Raw genomic sequence first — 15,396 nt, forward strand, 5'->3', positions numbered from 1 at the left:
GAAGCTTTAATCCTCTTTCACCTACTTAAAGGGGTGGGCTGGCAGGGTCAAGGGATAAAAATTCTTTTATCCTTATGGGTGGGGAGCGGGGAGAAGGGTCGCTAAGACTAAGATTTAGAAGATATTCTTATAATTAAGCTTCAAAATTAAGGCTCTGATTTTAAAAGGGTCACAGGGCGGAGCCCTCCATCCCAGTTGGGTTAGGGACCGCAGGTCCCTCGTGGAGTATATGGAAGGGGAAACGATAGTATATATTTTAATGGAGAGGAAGTTATATGCAAACAAAAAACATTTTAGATTTTGAATATTCAGACTTGCAAAGTTATTTGCTCAATGAATTGGGACTTGAAAAGTTTAGAACTGATCAAATTTGTGATTGGATTTATAAGAAAAGAGTTTTTGATTTCGAATCGATGACTAATTTATCTAAAGACGATAGACAAAAACTCAGTGATAATTTTAAAATATCTATTCCTCATATTGTTAAAAAAGAGGTTTCAAAGATAGATGGAACCACCAAATATCTTTTGGAGTTAGAGGATAAGAACACTGTTGAAGCGGTAATTATTTACTACCCTTCAAGAACGATAGCTTGTATATCAACACAAGTTGGTTGCCCACTGAAATGTTCTTTCTGCTCTACAGGACAAAGCGGTTACGTTAGAAATTTATCGACAGGTGAGATCATTGGTCAACTGTTAGCTATGGAAAAAGATAAAGAGATGGATGTAAAAAATGTTGTATACATGGGAATGGGTGAACCATTATTAAATTTTAACAACGTTGTTCAAACCATAGAGATATTAAACCATCCAAAGATGAAAAAGTTAGGGGCAAGGCATATAACCATTTCAACCGCGGGAATTCCTCAGAAAATTGAGGAAGTAGGTGATTTGAACAAAGAGTTTCGACTTTCTGTTTCACTTCACGCACCAACGAATCTTCAAAGAGATCAAATAATGCCAATAAATCATAAATATCCGGTAGAGCAGGTTATTCAGTCATGCCGAATTTATCAGAAAAAAACAAAAAAGAGGGTTACTTTTGAGTATATTTTGATAAAAGGATTTAATGATTCAAAAGAGGACGCTTTGAAATTAGTTGAACTATTTGGTGATTTGAAAGTGATGGTTAATTTAATTCCTGTCAATGAAAATCCAGCGGGCTTTGAAAAGCCGTCAAAAAGGTTTATTCAAGCTTTTTTGGATACTCTCGTTAAGAACGGAATTGATGCTGTGGTGCGAGCTGAGAAAGGTAGTGATATATCAGCCGCATGTGGCCAATTAAGAACTAGAGAGTTAAAAGAAGCTAATAGGTGAACATAATGATTAAAGTAAGAAAATTAATAAAAAATTTGATATTTTTTATTTTAGGGATAGTTGCCTCTGGAATATTTGCCTTTTTTTTTATGACAGTTTTTGCCAATAGTTCCAATATGGTTGAGATTCCATATTTGATCGGAGAAGATAAAAAGGTAGCAATCTCTTCTTTAGAGGAATTAAATCTAATTCCAAACGTAGTAGGTAATGGAGAAAAAGTTTTGTATACCGATCCTGAACCTGGTACAAAGGTAAAAGAAGGACATCACGTAATAGTCCAACTTAGAGAGATGAATACTCTGAAGATTCCTGATCTGATAGGAATACCTTCCGGAGTAGCGCAACAGTTTTTAAATGAGTACAACATAGCCTTTGAAATTAGAAATCAATTAACTTATAAACCTGAAGAAAATGATGTGGTATTGAACATGTCTCCAACACCAGGAAATAATTATAGTGGAGAAAGGGTGATTCTCTATGTCGGTAAATATGAAGGGAGTAATCAATGAGTTGGAGAAAGGGTATAGTTGTTAGATTTCATTCGGATATGGTAACCGTTCAAGATTTGGAAAGTAATCAAAAAATTAACTGCTTTCTCCCTGGTAGATTTAAATTACAGAAGATTAGGCCCATTGTTGGCGATTATGTAGAGTATTCTAAGGACCAACAAAATGCTTATGGAAGAATCGAAAACATTTTAGAGAGAAAAAATGAATTATACAGACCTAGAGTAGCTAACTTGGATCAACTAGTTTTAGTTACATCAATTAAAGAGCCTCGAGTAGATTTGATAGTAGTCGATAAAATTATAGTTCTCGCTGAAAAAGAGAAGCTTGATGTAGTCATAGTGTTAAACAAAACGGATTTGCTTGGTAGTGACGAAGAAAAAAGAGAAATGGAAAGATTTATAGAAATATATGGTAAAATTTATCCTGTGATTCCTACATCCAAAATAACGAAAAATAATTTAGATATATTAAAATCATATTTAAAAAACAAAGTATCAACCTTTGCAGGTCCTTCTGGAGTTGGAAAGTCCAGTTTATTGAATGTTTTAGATCCAAAATTGAAACTTAGAGAAGGAGAAATCTCCAAAAAATTAGGTAGAGGTAAACACACAACAACTTATGCTGAACTGCTTTATTTTGATTTTGGAGGATATATAGTCGACACACCAGGTTTTTCGAGTTTAGAGCTAAGGGGAATAAAAAAAGATGAAGTAAGGCGTTATTTCAGAGAATTTTTGGAATTTGACGGTTTTTGCCAGTTTTCTAATTGTTCCCATACGGTTGAACCTGGATGTGCAATTAAAGAGGCTGTAGAGAACGGACAGATTTCATTGAGTAGGTATACCAATTATTGTCAAATATACGAAGAAATAGAAGATAGTTCACTAAAATTACAATAGAGGTGTTTCAGTTTGATAAAAATATATCCTTCCATTTTAGCTGCTGATTTTTTGAATTTAGCACAAGAGATAGAAAAAATTTCTGAAGATGCTGATGGAATACATCTTGATATTATGGATGGAGTGTTTGTGCCAAACATTACTTTTGGTTTTCCAATCGTAGAATCGATTAGAAAAAAATTTGAAGATATATATTTGGATGCTCATTTGATGATCGTTGAACCAGATAAATATTTAGAAAACTTTTCTAAGTATGTGAATAGCATAACAGTGCATTATGAAGCGGTCACACATCTACACAGAACTGTATTAAAAATCAAAGAGTTGGGGTGTGAAGCAGGTGTTACTTTAAATCCGCATACTCCAGTGTCACTTTTAGAAGAAATTCTACCATATGTGGACAAGGTATTGATTATGTCGGTTAATCCAGGATTTACTGGACAACATTTTATAGAAACTACTTATGAAAAAGTGAGAAAATTAAGAAGACTCTCTGATGAGAAAGGACTGAATGTTGAAATAATGGTTGATGGAGGAGTGAATAAACAGAACATCGGATTACTTCACCAAAGTGGCGTTAACACTTTTATCATTGGTGCCAGTGTGTTTTATTCAGAAAATCCTTCACAAGAGATAATCGAACTAAAAAAGGTGGCAGAAGATTTTGAGTGACGTCTATTTGGCTACATCAAACAGAAACAAGGTAAGAGAAATCAATGAAATCTTGCAAAATATTGATATAAATGGAAGTATCAATGTTAAATATATATTTGATGAGATAAAAGAGGATAATTTTGAAGTAGAAGAGTATGGCGAAACTTATGTAGAAAATTCTGTTATTAAAGCTTGGGCTTATTCAAAATTAATAAAAAAACCAGTTTTTTCAGATGATTCTGGTTTGTCTATAATCTCTCTCGGAGGATTTCCTGGCGTGAACTCTGCAAGGTTCATGGAAAATCATTCCTATGAGCAAAAGATGAAGGAATTATTATCAATGCTGGAAAATGAAAAAGATAGAACCGCTTATTTTGCCTGTGCGGCGACGTATTTTGACCCTCAAAAAAATATTTTAGTTACTTGTCAAGAAGAAGTTTATGGTAAAATAGCATTTGAGATAAGAGGAAAGAATGGTTTCGGTTACGATCCTATTTTTATTCCCGATGGATACGATTATACATTTGGAGAACTGACCAAAGACGTAAAAAATAGCATAAGTCATAGGGCAAAGGCTATAAAAAAGTTGCTTCTTTTTTTAAAAAGTGCTAAAATATTAGAAAATAAAGAGTAATTTTTCATAATATTGATTCAAAAGTGGATATTTTTTTGGTTTTATGGTATAATTTCGTTGAAGTTCCGTAGAATCAGGATTTAAGAATCTTTATCTGTTGAAAGGGGGAATGTTTGTGAATAAGAAAGATTTAGTTGATGCTTTTGCAAAGAAGGCTAACGTAACAAAGAAAGATGCAGAAAGTTTCGTTGATGCTTTTGTTGATGTAGTGTCTGAGGCTTTAAGTAAGGGTGAAGAGGTTAAGTTAGTTGGTTTTGGAACTTTCAAAGTTCAGAAAAGAGCAGCTAGAAAAGGTGTCAACCCACAAACTGGAAAAGCTATTAAGATTCCAGAAAAGATGGTTCCAAAATTCGTTCCTGGTAAAGAATTAAAAGATATGGTGAAGTAAATTCCAAAAAATGGGCAGGATTCCTGCCCATTTTTTTATGATAAAGACTTGATCACATGGGAGGGTTTCAAGTGATCTGGGCGATTTCAGATATCCACGGTATGTACGATATTTTAATTTCGCTTTTAAAACGGATACAGATCAAAGATTCTGACACAATGATTTTTCTTGGTGATTATGTGGACAGAGGACCTGATTCAAAAAAGGTGCTGGATCTTTTGATTACTTTAAGCAAACAGAGGAATCGTATTTTTTTAAAGGGGAACCATGACGATATGATGGTCGACCATTGTCAAAAAACTCATGAGTATGGAGAAGGTGTCTGGTTTTACAACGGTGCATTGTCGACAATTAAAAGTTTCAATAACAATATTGGGGAACAGTACATAAACTTTTTAAAAGATCTACCCCTGTATTATGAGTTGGAAGTAGAAAACGAGAAATATTTGTTTGTACATGCGGGAGTTAATCCAAAAAAGTCACTTTCAAAACAAGATAAATGGGATTTGTTGTGGATAAGAGATGAATTTTTAAGTATGTCAGAAAGGTATTATAATTATACCGTTATTCATGGACATACTCCAACATTGTACTTAACAGGTGAAGATAAGATCTTTGTGAAACGTGATAATAATAAGAAAATAATAAGTGTAGATATAGATACGGGATGTGTGTACGGTGGGAAATTGACGGCCTTTGGAATCACTGAGGATAACAGACACGTAGTTTTACAAGCTGTTTGAAAAATCGATTTAAACTTCTTTAATCGTCTTTAATTGCCTTTAAACTCTTCTAATTAAAAATACTTCGACTTTCTAACTTTTTCAAAGAGTGATATAATTAAGGTTGAATAGTATCTTCTCTCTGAGAGGTGTGAGACAATGCTGAAAAAACTAAAAGATTACTGCAATTATTCACAGAGTCAGATTTTGAAACAAATTTTGGAAGAAAACGGTATACAAGTATTTTTAAAATCTCCCATTGGAATAGGTGGAGAATATTTCGGTGAAGGAGCAATTTACGATTTATATGTTGAGGATAAAGATTTTGAAAGCGCGATAGTTATAATTGAAGAATTGGAGAAGGGAGGAATTACTTTGTCTGAACTTAAAAAGACTCCGCTTTATGAAAGACATATAGAACTTGGAGCGAAGTTGGGAGAATTTGCGGGTTGGGAGCTTCCGTTATGGTATTCTTCTATTATTGATGAGCATAACGCAGTAAGAAATTGTGTTGGAGTTTTTGATGTATCTCATATGGGTGAATTATTTGTGCAAGGGAAAGATGCTCAGAAATTTGTAAATCACCTTATTACAAATAATGTGGAAAAGATACCCATTGGTAAAATTGTGTACTCTCCTATGTGTAACGAGGATGGTGGTATTTTAGATGATCTTCTCGCTTATAAATTAGACGAAGAAAAGATCTTGTTGGTAGTCAACGCATCTAATACTCAAAAAGATATTGATTGGGTAAGAAAGCAATCTTCTTCTTTTAATGTTGAGGTTATTAACAAGAGTGATGAATATTGCCAAATAGCTTTCCAAGGTCCTAAATCCCAGGATCAACTGCAAAAATATCTTAAAGATATTGATCTGGATAGTATAGAATATTATTCCTTCAAAATTCTAGGATTGGAAGGAGAAGAAGTAATATTATCAAGGACCGGATACACAGGTGAAGATGGTTTTGAGTTGTACCTGTCTCCAGCGATCGCTGTTAAAGTTTGGGATAGACTTATACAACTTGCTAAAGAGGTTGATGGGAAACCATGTGGTTTAGGAAGCAGGGATACTTTGAGATTCGAGCCTAAAATGCTCCTTTATGGCAACGATATGGATGAAAATACTACTCCTTTGGAGGCAGGTCTAAGTTGGACTGTTGATTTTAATAAAGAATTTATTGGTAAGGAAGCTTTGCTGAAACAAAAAGAAGAAGGAATCAAAAGAAAATTAGTTGGTATGGAAGTACACGACAAGATGCCCGTGAGACATGGGTATGAAATTTTCAAAGATAATGAAAATATAGGGTTTGTGACAAGTGGTGTAAAGTCTCCTACTTTGGGGAAAAATTTAGCCTTAGGCTATGTAAGTAAAGAATTTTCAAAATTAGAAACCATTGTGAGTATAAAAGCAAGGGAAAAGTTACTAGAAGCTGAGGTTGTGAAAACTCCGTTTTATAAAGGAAGTGTAAAAAGCACAAAGTAACAAACGAGGCAAAGGGGCGCTATATCAACTTATATAAGAATAATAAAAAGAGGTGAGATGTTATAATGAATGATTTTCCATATTTACCCCATACCCAAAAAGACATAGAAGAAATGTTTTCTTTTTTGGGAATAAAAGATATAGATGAACTTTATCGGGATATTCCAGCACTGTTCAAAGGTGAGTTGAATATCCCATCGGGTTTGAGTGAATTAGAAGTTAAAGAAAGGCTAACCGATTTATCGCAAATGAATAAAAATATGGAAGAATACGGGATTTTTAGAGGTGCGGGAATTTACAATCATTATATTCCTTCTGTGATATATCCTTTAGCTTCAAATAGGAATTTTTTAACTGCATATACGCCTTACCAGGCTGAAGTTTCTCAAGGTACCCTCCAGATACTATATGAGTATCAAACTCAGATATGCAATCTTACGGGGATGGAAGTTTCTAATTCATCTATGTACGATGGTGCTTCAGCTTTAGCTGAGGCTATTTTAATGGCAGAAAGAATTAATGGTAAAAATCATGTTTTGATGTCTAAATTGGTTCATCCCGAATATCAAGAAGTATCAAAAACTTATGTTAAAGTGCAAGGGATGAATATAGAGCAAATAGGCTATTTATCTGAAACGGGACAATTAGATCTAGACGATTTAACTTCTAAAATCACCCAAGAAACATCTTGTGTTGTAGTTTCATATCCAAACTTTTTTGGTGTAATAGAAGATTTGAAAGCGATAAGAGAAAAGGTTCCTAGCGATGTTATTTTCATTGTAGTTACCTATCCAATTTCTTTAGGGTTGTTAGAAGCTCCTGGAAAATTTGGGGTGGATATAGTAGTAGGAGAAGGTCAATCTTTAGGAAATACACCTTCATTTGGGGGACCAGGTTTGGGAATCTTCGCTTCCAAAAAAAAGTACATCCGAAAGATGCCTGGCAGAATTATCGGTGAAACCGTGGATCAAGATGGTAAAAGAGGATTTTGCATGATTTTGCAGACAAGGGAACAACATATAAGAAGAGAGAAGGCTACTTCTAATATATGTTCAAATCATGCATTCAATGCTCTTTTGGCTTCTTTGTATATGAATGTGATGGGAAAGCAAGGGATAAGAGAAGTTTCTCTTCAGAATTATCATAAAGCCCATTATCTAGCAAAAAAATTGGTAGAGACTGAAAAGTTTAAACCTGTATTTGACGGACCATTTTTTAACGAGTTTGTATTAGAAAGCAAAATTGATCCTGATCTTCTCAACGAAAAACTGTTGGAGCAACATTATTTTGGACCTTTGATACTGAAGAATTTTTATGAAGAAATGGGGAATAAGGTACTGTTTTGTGCAACAGAACTGACTAAAAAAAGAGATATCGACTTTTTATGTTCTTTCTTGGAGGGATTATCATGAAATTGATATTTGAAAAATCAGTTAGCGGGAGAACATCATATTCGCTTCCTAAATTGGATGTCAAAGAATCTCAGATAGATATACCAGAACATTTAGTTAGAAATGAAGCTCCGAATCTACCAGAACTTTACGAAGTTGATGTTGTTAGACATTACAATCAATTAGCCAGTCTAAACCATTCGGTTGATAGAGGTTTTTATCCTTTGGGTTCTTGTACAATGAAATACAATCCTTTTCTGAATGAAGAGGCTGCATCTTTGAATGGATTCAAATTTATTCATCCCTATCAAGAGGAAAGTACAGTACAAGGTGCGTTGGAATTGATGTATGAATTACAAGAATTTCTTAAAGAAATAACAGGGATGGATTATGTTACCCTGCAGCCTGCTGCTGGTGCCCATGGGGAGCTTACAGGAATGCTTGTTATCAAGAAATATCTACAAGAAAATAATTTAGCTCATAAAAATGAAGTTATCATACCAGATTCCGCTCATGGTACGAATCCTGCATCTGCGGTAATGGCAGGGTTTGATGTCGTTAAAGTTAATTCGAATAATGAGGGAAGAGTCGATTTAGATCATTTGAAATCTTTAGTGAATGAAAATACTGCCGCTATTATGCTCACAAACCCAAATACTTTGGGATTGTTTGAAAAAGATATTCTGAAGATATCTGATTTGATGCATAAAAACAACGCCTTGTTGTACTACGATGGGGCGAATTTAAACGCAATAATGGGAAAAGTAAGACCTGGAGATAATGGTTTCGATGTTGTTCATCTAAATCTACACAAAACATTTTCCACCCCTCATGGAATGGGGGGACCTGGGAGTGGTCCTATAGCGGTAAAGTCTTTTTTAAAAGAGTATTTGCCTAAACCTATTGTGGGTATGAAAGAAAGTGGGGAATATTATTTTGATTATGATATCCCTAAAAGCATTGGTAAAGTACGGAGCTTTTACGGTAATTTTTTAGTACTAATCAAAGCATACACTTACATATTATCAATGGGCAAAGAAGGTTTGAAGAAGGTAAGTGAACTTGCAACTTTAAATGCGAATTATTTGAAAGAGAAGTTATCAAAATTTTTAGACGTTGCTTATCCAGATGTCTGTAAGCATGAGTTTGTAATAAAAGGGAGTTCGTTGAAAGATTATGGTGTAAGCACACTGGATTTTGCAAAAAGGCTCTTAGATTATGGCATGCATCCTCCAACAGTTTATTTTCCTTTGATAGTGGATGAAGCAATGATGATCGAACCAACCGAAACCGAAAGCAAAGAAACCTTGGATGAAGTTGCTTCTATATATGAGAAAATCTTAGAAGAAGCCAGGAAAGAACCAGATAAATTAAAAGAAGCTCCTTTGACTTTAACTATTAAAAGATTGGACGAAATAAAAGCCAATAAGGATTTAAAGGTGAAATTTGAGTAGGCGTTGATAAGCTGGGGATGAAAGTTGAAGGTATTTGTTATATTAAGTCAAAAAAAAAGTGAGGCAAAAATATCGACTTACGCCTCACTGTTTTCTTGTTTTAAACATTCTCCACAGATTCCATAGAAAGTGATTTCAACAGAGTCAATTTTGTTATCTTTTAATTCTTCTTCAGTAAAAGTTTTAAAACTAATTAATTTCTTTTCATCTATGAAATTTAATTTATCTAACTCTATATCTTGCACTTTTCCACAATTTTTGCAAATAAAATGCGCATGAGGGGTGATGTTAGAATCGTAATGGATTTTATTTTCAATTAAAATTTCTTTTACTAGTCCTGCATTTTCAAATAATTTTACAATGTTATACACTGAAGTGAAAGAAATCTGAGTTTCATTACTTTTTACTAACTTTTGATGCAATTGATCAATCGACGGATGTTCATTAGAGTTAAAAAGCTCAAAGGCTACTTTGAATCTATTTGGAGTAACCTTAATCTTTTTATCTTTTAATATTTTGATTATACTATTTTTATCGTATTTAATTTCCAACTCTACCACCTTAGTTTAAATTATTTTACTGGTTAATTATAACACAAGATTTTAAAGAATTATTTGAATTATAGTGAAATTAACAATAGTGTCAAAAAACAAGTGATATAATAAAAAGGTAGCTTAAAGAGCAGAGAGCAAAGAATTGCGACCTTATATCTTAATGGGCAAGGATTGGGGCGACGGGGCGCTAAATGAATTTTGGGATTTCTAAATGAAGTATAAAATAATGAAGATTTTTAGGAGGGATACAGTGAGTGAGGTTAAAAAAATCGGTTTAATGACCAGTGGTGGAGATGCACCTGGAATGAACGCTGTTATTAGGGCTGTTACAAGAAGTGCAGTTGTGGAAAATATCGAAGTGTATGGGTTTTTGAGAGGATTTGCTGGTATTTTAGATAAAGAATATAAAAAACTAACATATTCAGATGTTGGTGGAATAATGGAAAGAGGGGGAACCATTTTAAGAACCTCTCGAGTACCAGAATTCAAAGTTCCTGAAGTTAGAAAAAAAGCTGCTGATATATTGAAGGATTTAGGTATAGATGTGTTAGTTATAATTGGGGGTAACGGGAGTCTTACTGGGGGAAAGTTGCTAGCAGAAGAACAAGGGATATCCGTAGTAGGCGTACCGGCTTCTATAGACAACGATATTGCATATACCGATATGAGCATAGGTGTTGATACCTGTCTTAACACAGTAGTTGATGCCATGCAAAAGTTAAAAGATACCGCTTCTTCCCACGAAAGGGCTTTTATCGTCGAAGTTATGGGAAGGACATCTGGATACATAGCGTTGATGTCAGGTCTTGCTATAGGTGCGGAAGCTATAATAATACCAGAAGTTCCCACCGATTACGATGCTTTAGCAGAAAAAATGTGGGATGAAAGAAAAAGGGGTAAGATTAATTCAATAGTCGTTGTTGCGGAGGGATCTGCCAGCGCCTATACAGTCGCCAGACATTTAGAAAATAGAATTGGTTTTGAAACGCGTATAACAATTTTAGGCCATATTCAAAGAGGTGGTTCACCTACTGCTTTCGATAGAATTTTAGCTTCAAGAATGGGGAACGAAGTAGTAAAGTCTATTAAAGACGGAAATTTTAACGTGATGGTGGGCTTGAGTAAAAACGATTTAATAAGAACACCTCTTGAAAAAGTGCTTTCTGAAAATAATAAATTGGATATGGAGATTGTAAAGCTGGCAGGGATTTTATCCTAGGGCGTTCAAGGGGTAAACCCCTTGAAAATTCCCAAGGCATGGAATCTAAAAAAAAGATGTAATTTGGGAAGAAACACCCAAAAGTTACGCATCTTTAGGAGGATGGTTATGAACGAAAAAATAGAAAATAAAAAGACGAGAATCGTTTGCACAATTGGTCCAGCTACACAAGATGAAACGATGATAAAAAAATTGATAAATGCAGGAATGAATGTAGCAAGATTGAATACTTCTCACGATACCATTGCTGATCATGAGAAAAGAGTAAATTTAATAAAGAAGATACGAAAAGATTTGAACATACCTTTTGCCATTTTACTCGATTTAGAAGGTCCTAAGATTCGTACGGGCAAATTTGAGACGGATCAAGTAATGTTGGAAGAGGGACAGAAATTTATTTTGACTATCGAGGAGATCGTTGGCAACAAAGAAAGGGTGAGTATAAATTATAGAGAATTACCTAAAGAAGTTAAAAAAGGAGATTTTATTCTTCTTGATGATGGAAAAATTCGACTTGTAGTCGTTAGCAGCAACGAAAAAGAAATTGTTACGAAGGTTGTAACCGGTGGCAGTATCACTCACAGAAGAGGGATAAACGTTCCTGGAATAGATATCAGTTTGCCACCTTTAACAGAAAAAGATATGGAGTATTTAAACAAGGCTGTAGAATGGAACGTAGATTATATAGCACAATCTTTTGTTAGAAAAGCTGAAGATATCACTAGAACAAGGAGAATTCTAACGGAATTGGGTATGCCCGATCTCCCCATTATCGCTAAAATCGAAACATTACAAGCTCTAGACAACCTTGAATCGATCATTGAAGAAGCTGATGGGGTGATGGTCGCAAGAGGAGATTTGGGTGTTGAAGCACCAGTTGAACAAATTCCTTTACTTCAAAAGAGAATAATAGAGATTGCAAATACAATGGCAAAGCCTGCTATAACAGCTACCCAAATGCTTGAAAGTATGGTTAACAATCCTTTTCCTACAAGAGCAGAAGCTACTGATATAGCTAATGCTATATTAGATGGGACGGATGCAGTTATGTTGTCTGAAGAAACGTCGATTGGGAAATACCCTGAACAAGCTGTCAAAGTTATGGCTAATGTAGCTAAAGAAACCGAAAAAATACTAGAAGAGTACTACTACAAATTTGATTATTCAACATACGGTGGTGGAGATCCCGCTACCAATTCGATAACGATGTCTGCAATAAAAATTGCCGAGCAATTAGGAATTGATGTTATAGTTGCGACCACTTATAGTGGTTATACGGCAAGAGCTTTGTCTAGGTTCAGAAGAAATATTAAAATAGTTGCTGCATCTCCAAGGATAACTACTTATCATCGATTGGCATTGGTATGGGGAGTCACCCCCGTTATCATGCAAAAATTTACCGACACAGATAATATGTTGGAGAGCGTTAGCAATATCGTGAAATCTTTAGATTTTGGTGTATCAGGAGAAAATATCATAGTGACGGCTGGGATTCCCTATGGTTTCTCCAGTAAAACCAATCTCTTAAAGGTTCATGAGATATGATATAATTGATACATTAGTAAAAATTTATTTTTGAGGTGATTTTTATGAATAAAATAGATGAATTAACTCCAAAAAAAGTTGTAGAAAAATTGGATAACTATATAATCGGTCAAAAGGAAGCAAAGAAACAAGTTGCTATCGCTTTGAGAAATAGAATTAGACGGTTATCTCTATCAGAAGATGTTAGAAAAGATGTTATACCGAAAAATATTCTGATGATAGGTTCTACCGGTGTTGGAAAGACTGAGATTGCTAGAAGATTAGCAGAGGTTGCCAATGCACCATTTGTGAAGGTTGAAGCTACAAGGTTTACCGAAGTTGGATATGTTGGAAAGAATGTAGAAAGTATGGTCAGAGAATTGGTTGATTCTTCAGTCAATATGGTTAAAAAAGAAATGATGGAAGAAGTTAAAGATAAAGCTCAAAGGCTCGTAGAAGAAAGAATAGTAGAAGTACTCGTGCCTTCAAAGAAAAGAGCAAAAGCTCAGCCCTCATTTATGGATGTGATGCAACTTTTCAATCAAAACGCTGAATATTCCCAAAATAAGGACTACGATGAAAATGAAGACGAAAATATAAGAAGAAGAAGAGAGGAATTATTGGAAAAATTAAGAAAGGGCGAATTAGAGGATGTAGAAATAGAAGTAGAAGTCGAGGAACAATCTTCTCCAATGTTTGCTGGATTAGGACCAGAATTAGAAGACATGGGTATACAATTTGGAGAAATGTTTCAAAATCTTATGCCTAAGAAGAAAAAAAGAAGGCGAATGAAGATTTCTGAAGCGAGGAAGGTTTTGGAACCTATCGAATCGGAAAAGTTGATCGATCAAGATAAATTAATTCAAGAAGGTTTAAGTAGAGCCGAAAATAGAGGCATAATTTTCATTGATGAGATCGATAAAATTACATCCAAAGGTGTTTCATCAGGACCTGATGTATCCAGAGAAGGTGTTCAAAGAGATTTGTTGCCGATAGTTGAAGGTACAACTGTCATGACAAAGTATGGTTCCATTAGTACTGATTATATATTGTTTATTGCTGCTGGTGCATTCAGTGAAGCTAAACCTTCGGATCTAATTCCTGAGCTTCAAGGTAGATTCCCAATTAGAGCAGAATTATCAGATTTGACTAAGGAAGACTTTATTAGAATACTCACCCAGCCCAAAAATGCAATACTAAAACAGTATCAGTACTTACTCGAAACAGATGGGGTGAGAATTGAATTCACTGAAGATGGCGTTGAAAGAATGGCAAATATAGCCTTTGAGCTCAATGAAAAAGTCGAAAATATTGGAGCAAGAAGACTTTACACTGTAGTCGAAAAAGTTCTTGAAGAGGTTTCTTTTGAAGCACCCGCATCAGGAGAATGGGAATTGAAAATTGATAGCAATTATGTAGATCTAAGACTTGGTAAAGTATATGGTGATGAAGATCTTAGAGAATATATCCTTTGATGGACGGTAGTGAGCTAATAAATTGTATATTTCAATAATATTTTTTGGAAGTGAGGATATATGCGATTAAATGGTTCCAAACTAATAATCATAATAGGTTGTGGAAGATTAGGGTCTGAACTAGCTTTACAGTTGAGTAAATCTTATAATGTTGTGGTTCTTGATAAAGAAGAATCCTCTTTTGAAAGATTGTCGAAAAGAAATTTTACTGGTTTCACAAGAGTGATTGACACAAGTGATATGGCTGCATTAAAGGATGTGAATATTGAAAAAGCTCACATGGTTTATATTGTCACTCCCGATGACAATTTAAATTTTATGTTGGCTTATGGAATTAAAAAATTAAATTCGGGGGTAAGAATAGCCGCAAGAGTGAACGATCCTTTAAAAAAATCAATTTTTATTAAGGCGGGATTGAATTTGTTTTGTCCCATCGAGGATTCAGTAATGGATTTAGTTGAGGAATTGGAAAAGGAAGTAGTTAAGTATGAGTAGAATTTTTTATATCATAGAGGGAAAGATACTAGCCTATTCTTTAGCTAAAAAATTACTTTTATTGGGTAATCAAGTTTACTATGTGAGTCAAAATAAGGAAAATTTGGAGATTTTAGATGGATTAAAGGTAAATTTTCCGGCTCTTGAGCTCGTCAAGCAAGATCCTACCGATATCAAATGGATAGAAAATTTGGATTTAAACAAAAAAGTCGAAGCCTTAATAATAATCTCTGAAGATGACGCTTTGAATTTTGTCGTGTCTTGGTTGCTGAGAGAATATTATGAAGATATAAAGATAATATCTTTAGTTAATGCTACAGAAAACGAAACTATTTTCAAAGGTATTAATGTCGAAACACTTGTTCCAATTTCTTGGATGCAAAAAATAATAGAATCTTCTTTGATTCATGAAGATATTACTGATTTTTTCAACCCCTATGTGGAAAAGTTATCTATTTTGGAACTTACCATGCTTGAAGATGATAAAGCTGTGAATAAAAAACTGAAGGAATTAAAAATACCTCAGAATTCAATAATCGGAGTATTGATAAGAGAAGACGGGGATATAATGGTTCCTCAAGGTGAAACAATTATTTATAAAGGGGATAGGTTGATCGTTTTGGCTCTAAAAGAACAAGCCAATGATGTTATAGAAACGTTAAAATAGAGGTGAT

At 34.3% G+C, this 15,396-nt stretch carries 16 protein-coding genes; 15 read left to right on the forward strand and 1 reads right to left on the reverse strand.

What is annotated here, in order from left to right; translation table 11 throughout:
* Positions 1-275 precede the first annotated feature (275 nt).
* The 10 genes from rlmN (at position 276) to gcvPB (ending at position 9,455) form a co-directional block, all read left to right on the forward strand.
* Entirely contained in the window at positions 276-1,319 is a 1,044-nt protein-coding gene (gene rlmN, locus X926_RS02110) for a 23S rRNA (adenine(2503)-C(2))-methyltransferase RlmN (protein ID WP_012209689.1), read from the forward strand.
* 5 nt (positions 1,320-1,324) lie between these two features.
* Positions 1,325-1,828 (forward strand): PASTA domain-containing protein, encoded by a 504-nt coding sequence (locus X926_RS02115; RefSeq protein WP_012209690.1) that lies wholly within the window; start codon positions 1,325-1,327, stop codon positions 1,826-1,828.
* Positions 1,825-2,727 (forward strand): ribosome small subunit-dependent GTPase A, encoded by a 903-nt coding sequence (gene rsgA, locus X926_RS02120; protein ID WP_012209691.1) that lies wholly within the window; start codon positions 1,825-1,827, stop codon positions 2,725-2,727. Before X926_RS02115 ends, rsgA begins: the two co-directional genes overlap by 4 nt.
* Positions 2,728-2,739: 12 nt before the next feature.
* On the forward strand, positions 2,740-3,399 hold the full coding sequence (rpe, locus tag X926_RS02125; RefSeq protein WP_103064801.1) for a ribulose-phosphate 3-epimerase: 660 nt from the start codon (positions 2,740-2,742) through the stop codon (positions 3,397-3,399).
* Positions 3,392-4,015, forward strand: coding sequence for an RdgB/HAM1 family non-canonical purine NTP pyrophosphatase (gene rdgB, locus X926_RS02130; RefSeq protein ID WP_012209693.1), 624 nt, complete (start codon positions 3,392-3,394; stop codon positions 4,013-4,015). Before rpe ends, rdgB begins: the two co-directional genes overlap by 8 nt.
* 115 nt (positions 4,016-4,130) lie before the next feature.
* The gene (locus X926_RS02135; RefSeq protein WP_012209694.1) at positions 4,131-4,403 is read left to right on the forward strand and encodes an HU family DNA-binding protein; all 273 of its coding nucleotides are present in this window, start codon (positions 4,131-4,133) and stop codon (positions 4,401-4,403) included.
* A gap of 71 nt (positions 4,404-4,474) precedes the next feature.
* Positions 4,475-5,146 carry a metallophosphoesterase family protein gene (locus tag X926_RS02140; protein WP_103064803.1) on the forward strand — a complete coding sequence of 224 codons (672 nt, stop codon included), beginning with the start codon at positions 4,475-4,477 and terminating at the stop codon, positions 5,144-5,146.
* A gap of 138 nt (positions 5,147-5,284) precedes the next feature.
* Complete coding sequence (gene gcvT / locus X926_RS02145) at positions 5,285-6,610, forward strand: glycine cleavage system aminomethyltransferase GcvT (RefSeq protein ID WP_103064804.1); 1,326 nt, start codon at positions 5,285-5,287, stop codon at positions 6,608-6,610.
* A 65-nt stretch (positions 6,611-6,675) separates the two neighbouring features.
* Positions 6,676-8,022 carry an aminomethyl-transferring glycine dehydrogenase subunit GcvPA gene (gcvPA, locus tag X926_RS02150; protein ID WP_103064805.1) on the forward strand — a complete coding sequence of 449 codons (1,347 nt, stop codon included), beginning with the start codon at positions 6,676-6,678 and terminating at the stop codon, positions 8,020-8,022.
* On the forward strand, positions 8,019-9,455 hold the full coding sequence (gene gcvPB / locus X926_RS02155; RefSeq protein ID WP_103064806.1) for an aminomethyl-transferring glycine dehydrogenase subunit GcvPB: 1,437 nt from the start codon (positions 8,019-8,021) through the stop codon (positions 9,453-9,455). The genes gcvPA and gcvPB overlap by 4 nt, the downstream gene beginning before the upstream one ends.
* Positions 9,456-9,532: 77 nt before the next feature.
* Here the strand turns inward: gcvPB and X926_RS02160 are convergent, their stop codons facing one another.
* Positions 9,533-10,006: a Fur family transcriptional regulator gene (locus X926_RS02160; RefSeq protein ID WP_158245175.1), complete on the reverse strand. Its 474-nt coding sequence runs from the start codon at positions 10,004-10,006 to the stop codon at positions 9,533-9,535.
* 229 nt (positions 10,007-10,235) lie between these two features.
* On the opposite strand from X926_RS02160, the gene pfkA reads away from it, so the two are divergent.
* The 5 genes from pfkA (at position 10,236) to X926_RS02185 (ending at position 15,389) form a co-directional block, all read left to right on the forward strand.
* A complete protein-coding gene (gene pfkA, locus X926_RS02165; protein WP_369973670.1) occupies positions 10,236-11,228 on the forward strand; it encodes a 6-phosphofructokinase in 993 nt (330 codons plus the stop codon).
* 108 nt (positions 11,229-11,336) lie between these two features.
* Entirely contained in the window at positions 11,337-12,773 is a 1,437-nt protein-coding gene (gene pyk / locus X926_RS02170) for a pyruvate kinase (protein WP_103064809.1), read from the forward strand.
* Between the two features lie 44 nt (positions 12,774-12,817).
* On the forward strand, positions 12,818-14,227 hold the full coding sequence (hslU, locus tag X926_RS02175) for an ATP-dependent protease ATPase subunit HslU (protein ID WP_103064810.1): 1,410 nt from the start codon (positions 12,818-12,820) through the stop codon (positions 14,225-14,227).
* Between the two features lie 60 nt (positions 14,228-14,287).
* Positions 14,288-14,722 (forward strand): NAD(P)-binding protein, encoded by a 435-nt coding sequence (locus X926_RS02180; RefSeq protein WP_103064811.1) that lies wholly within the window; start codon positions 14,288-14,290, stop codon positions 14,720-14,722.
* Positions 14,715-15,389: a TrkA family potassium uptake protein gene (locus tag X926_RS02185; protein WP_103064812.1), complete on the forward strand. Its 675-nt coding sequence runs from the start codon at positions 14,715-14,717 to the stop codon at positions 15,387-15,389. The genes X926_RS02180 and X926_RS02185 overlap by 8 nt, the downstream gene beginning before the upstream one ends.
* Positions 15,390-15,396: the final 7 nt, after the last annotated feature.

The organism is Petrotoga sp. HWHPT.55.6.3 (assembly GCF_002895495.1).
Lineage (GTDB): Bacteria > Thermotogota > Thermotogae > Petrotogales > Petrotogaceae > Petrotoga > Petrotoga mobilis.

Bases quoted from the DNA above. Each gene is read 5' to 3' on its own strand.
- rlmN (WP_012209689.1), top strand. From the start codon at position 276: ATGCAAACAAAAAACATTTTAGATTTTGAATATTCAGACTTGCAAAGT.
- X926_RS02115 (WP_012209690.1), top strand. From the start codon at position 1,325: ATGATTAAAGTAAGAAAATTAATAAAAAATTTGATATTTTTTATTTTA.
- rsgA (WP_012209691.1), top strand. From the start codon at position 1,825: ATGAGTTGGAGAAAGGGTATAGTTGTTAGATTTCATTCGGATATGGTA.
- gcvT (WP_103064804.1), top strand. From the start codon at position 5,285: ATGCTGAAAAAACTAAAAGATTACTGCAATTATTCACAGAGTCAGATT.
- gcvPA (WP_103064805.1), top strand. From the start codon at position 6,676: ATGAATGATTTTCCATATTTACCCCATACCCAAAAAGACATAGAAGAA.
- gcvPB (WP_103064806.1), top strand. From the start codon at position 8,019: ATGAAATTGATATTTGAAAAATCAGTTAGCGGGAGAACATCATATTCG.
- pfkA (WP_369973670.1), top strand. From the start codon at position 10,236: ATGAAGATTTTTAGGAGGGATACAGTGAGTGAGGTTAAAAAAATCGGT.
- pyk (WP_103064809.1), top strand. From the start codon at position 11,337: ATGAACGAAAAAATAGAAAATAAAAAGACGAGAATCGTTTGCACAATT.
- hslU (WP_103064810.1), top strand. From the start codon at position 12,818: ATGAATAAAATAGATGAATTAACTCCAAAAAAAGTTGTAGAAAAATTG.
- X926_RS02180 (WP_103064811.1), top strand. From the start codon at position 14,288: ATGCGATTAAATGGTTCCAAACTAATAATCATAATAGGTTGTGGAAGA.
- X926_RS02185 (WP_103064812.1), top strand. From the start codon at position 14,715: ATGAGTAGAATTTTTTATATCATAGAGGGAAAGATACTAGCCTATTCT.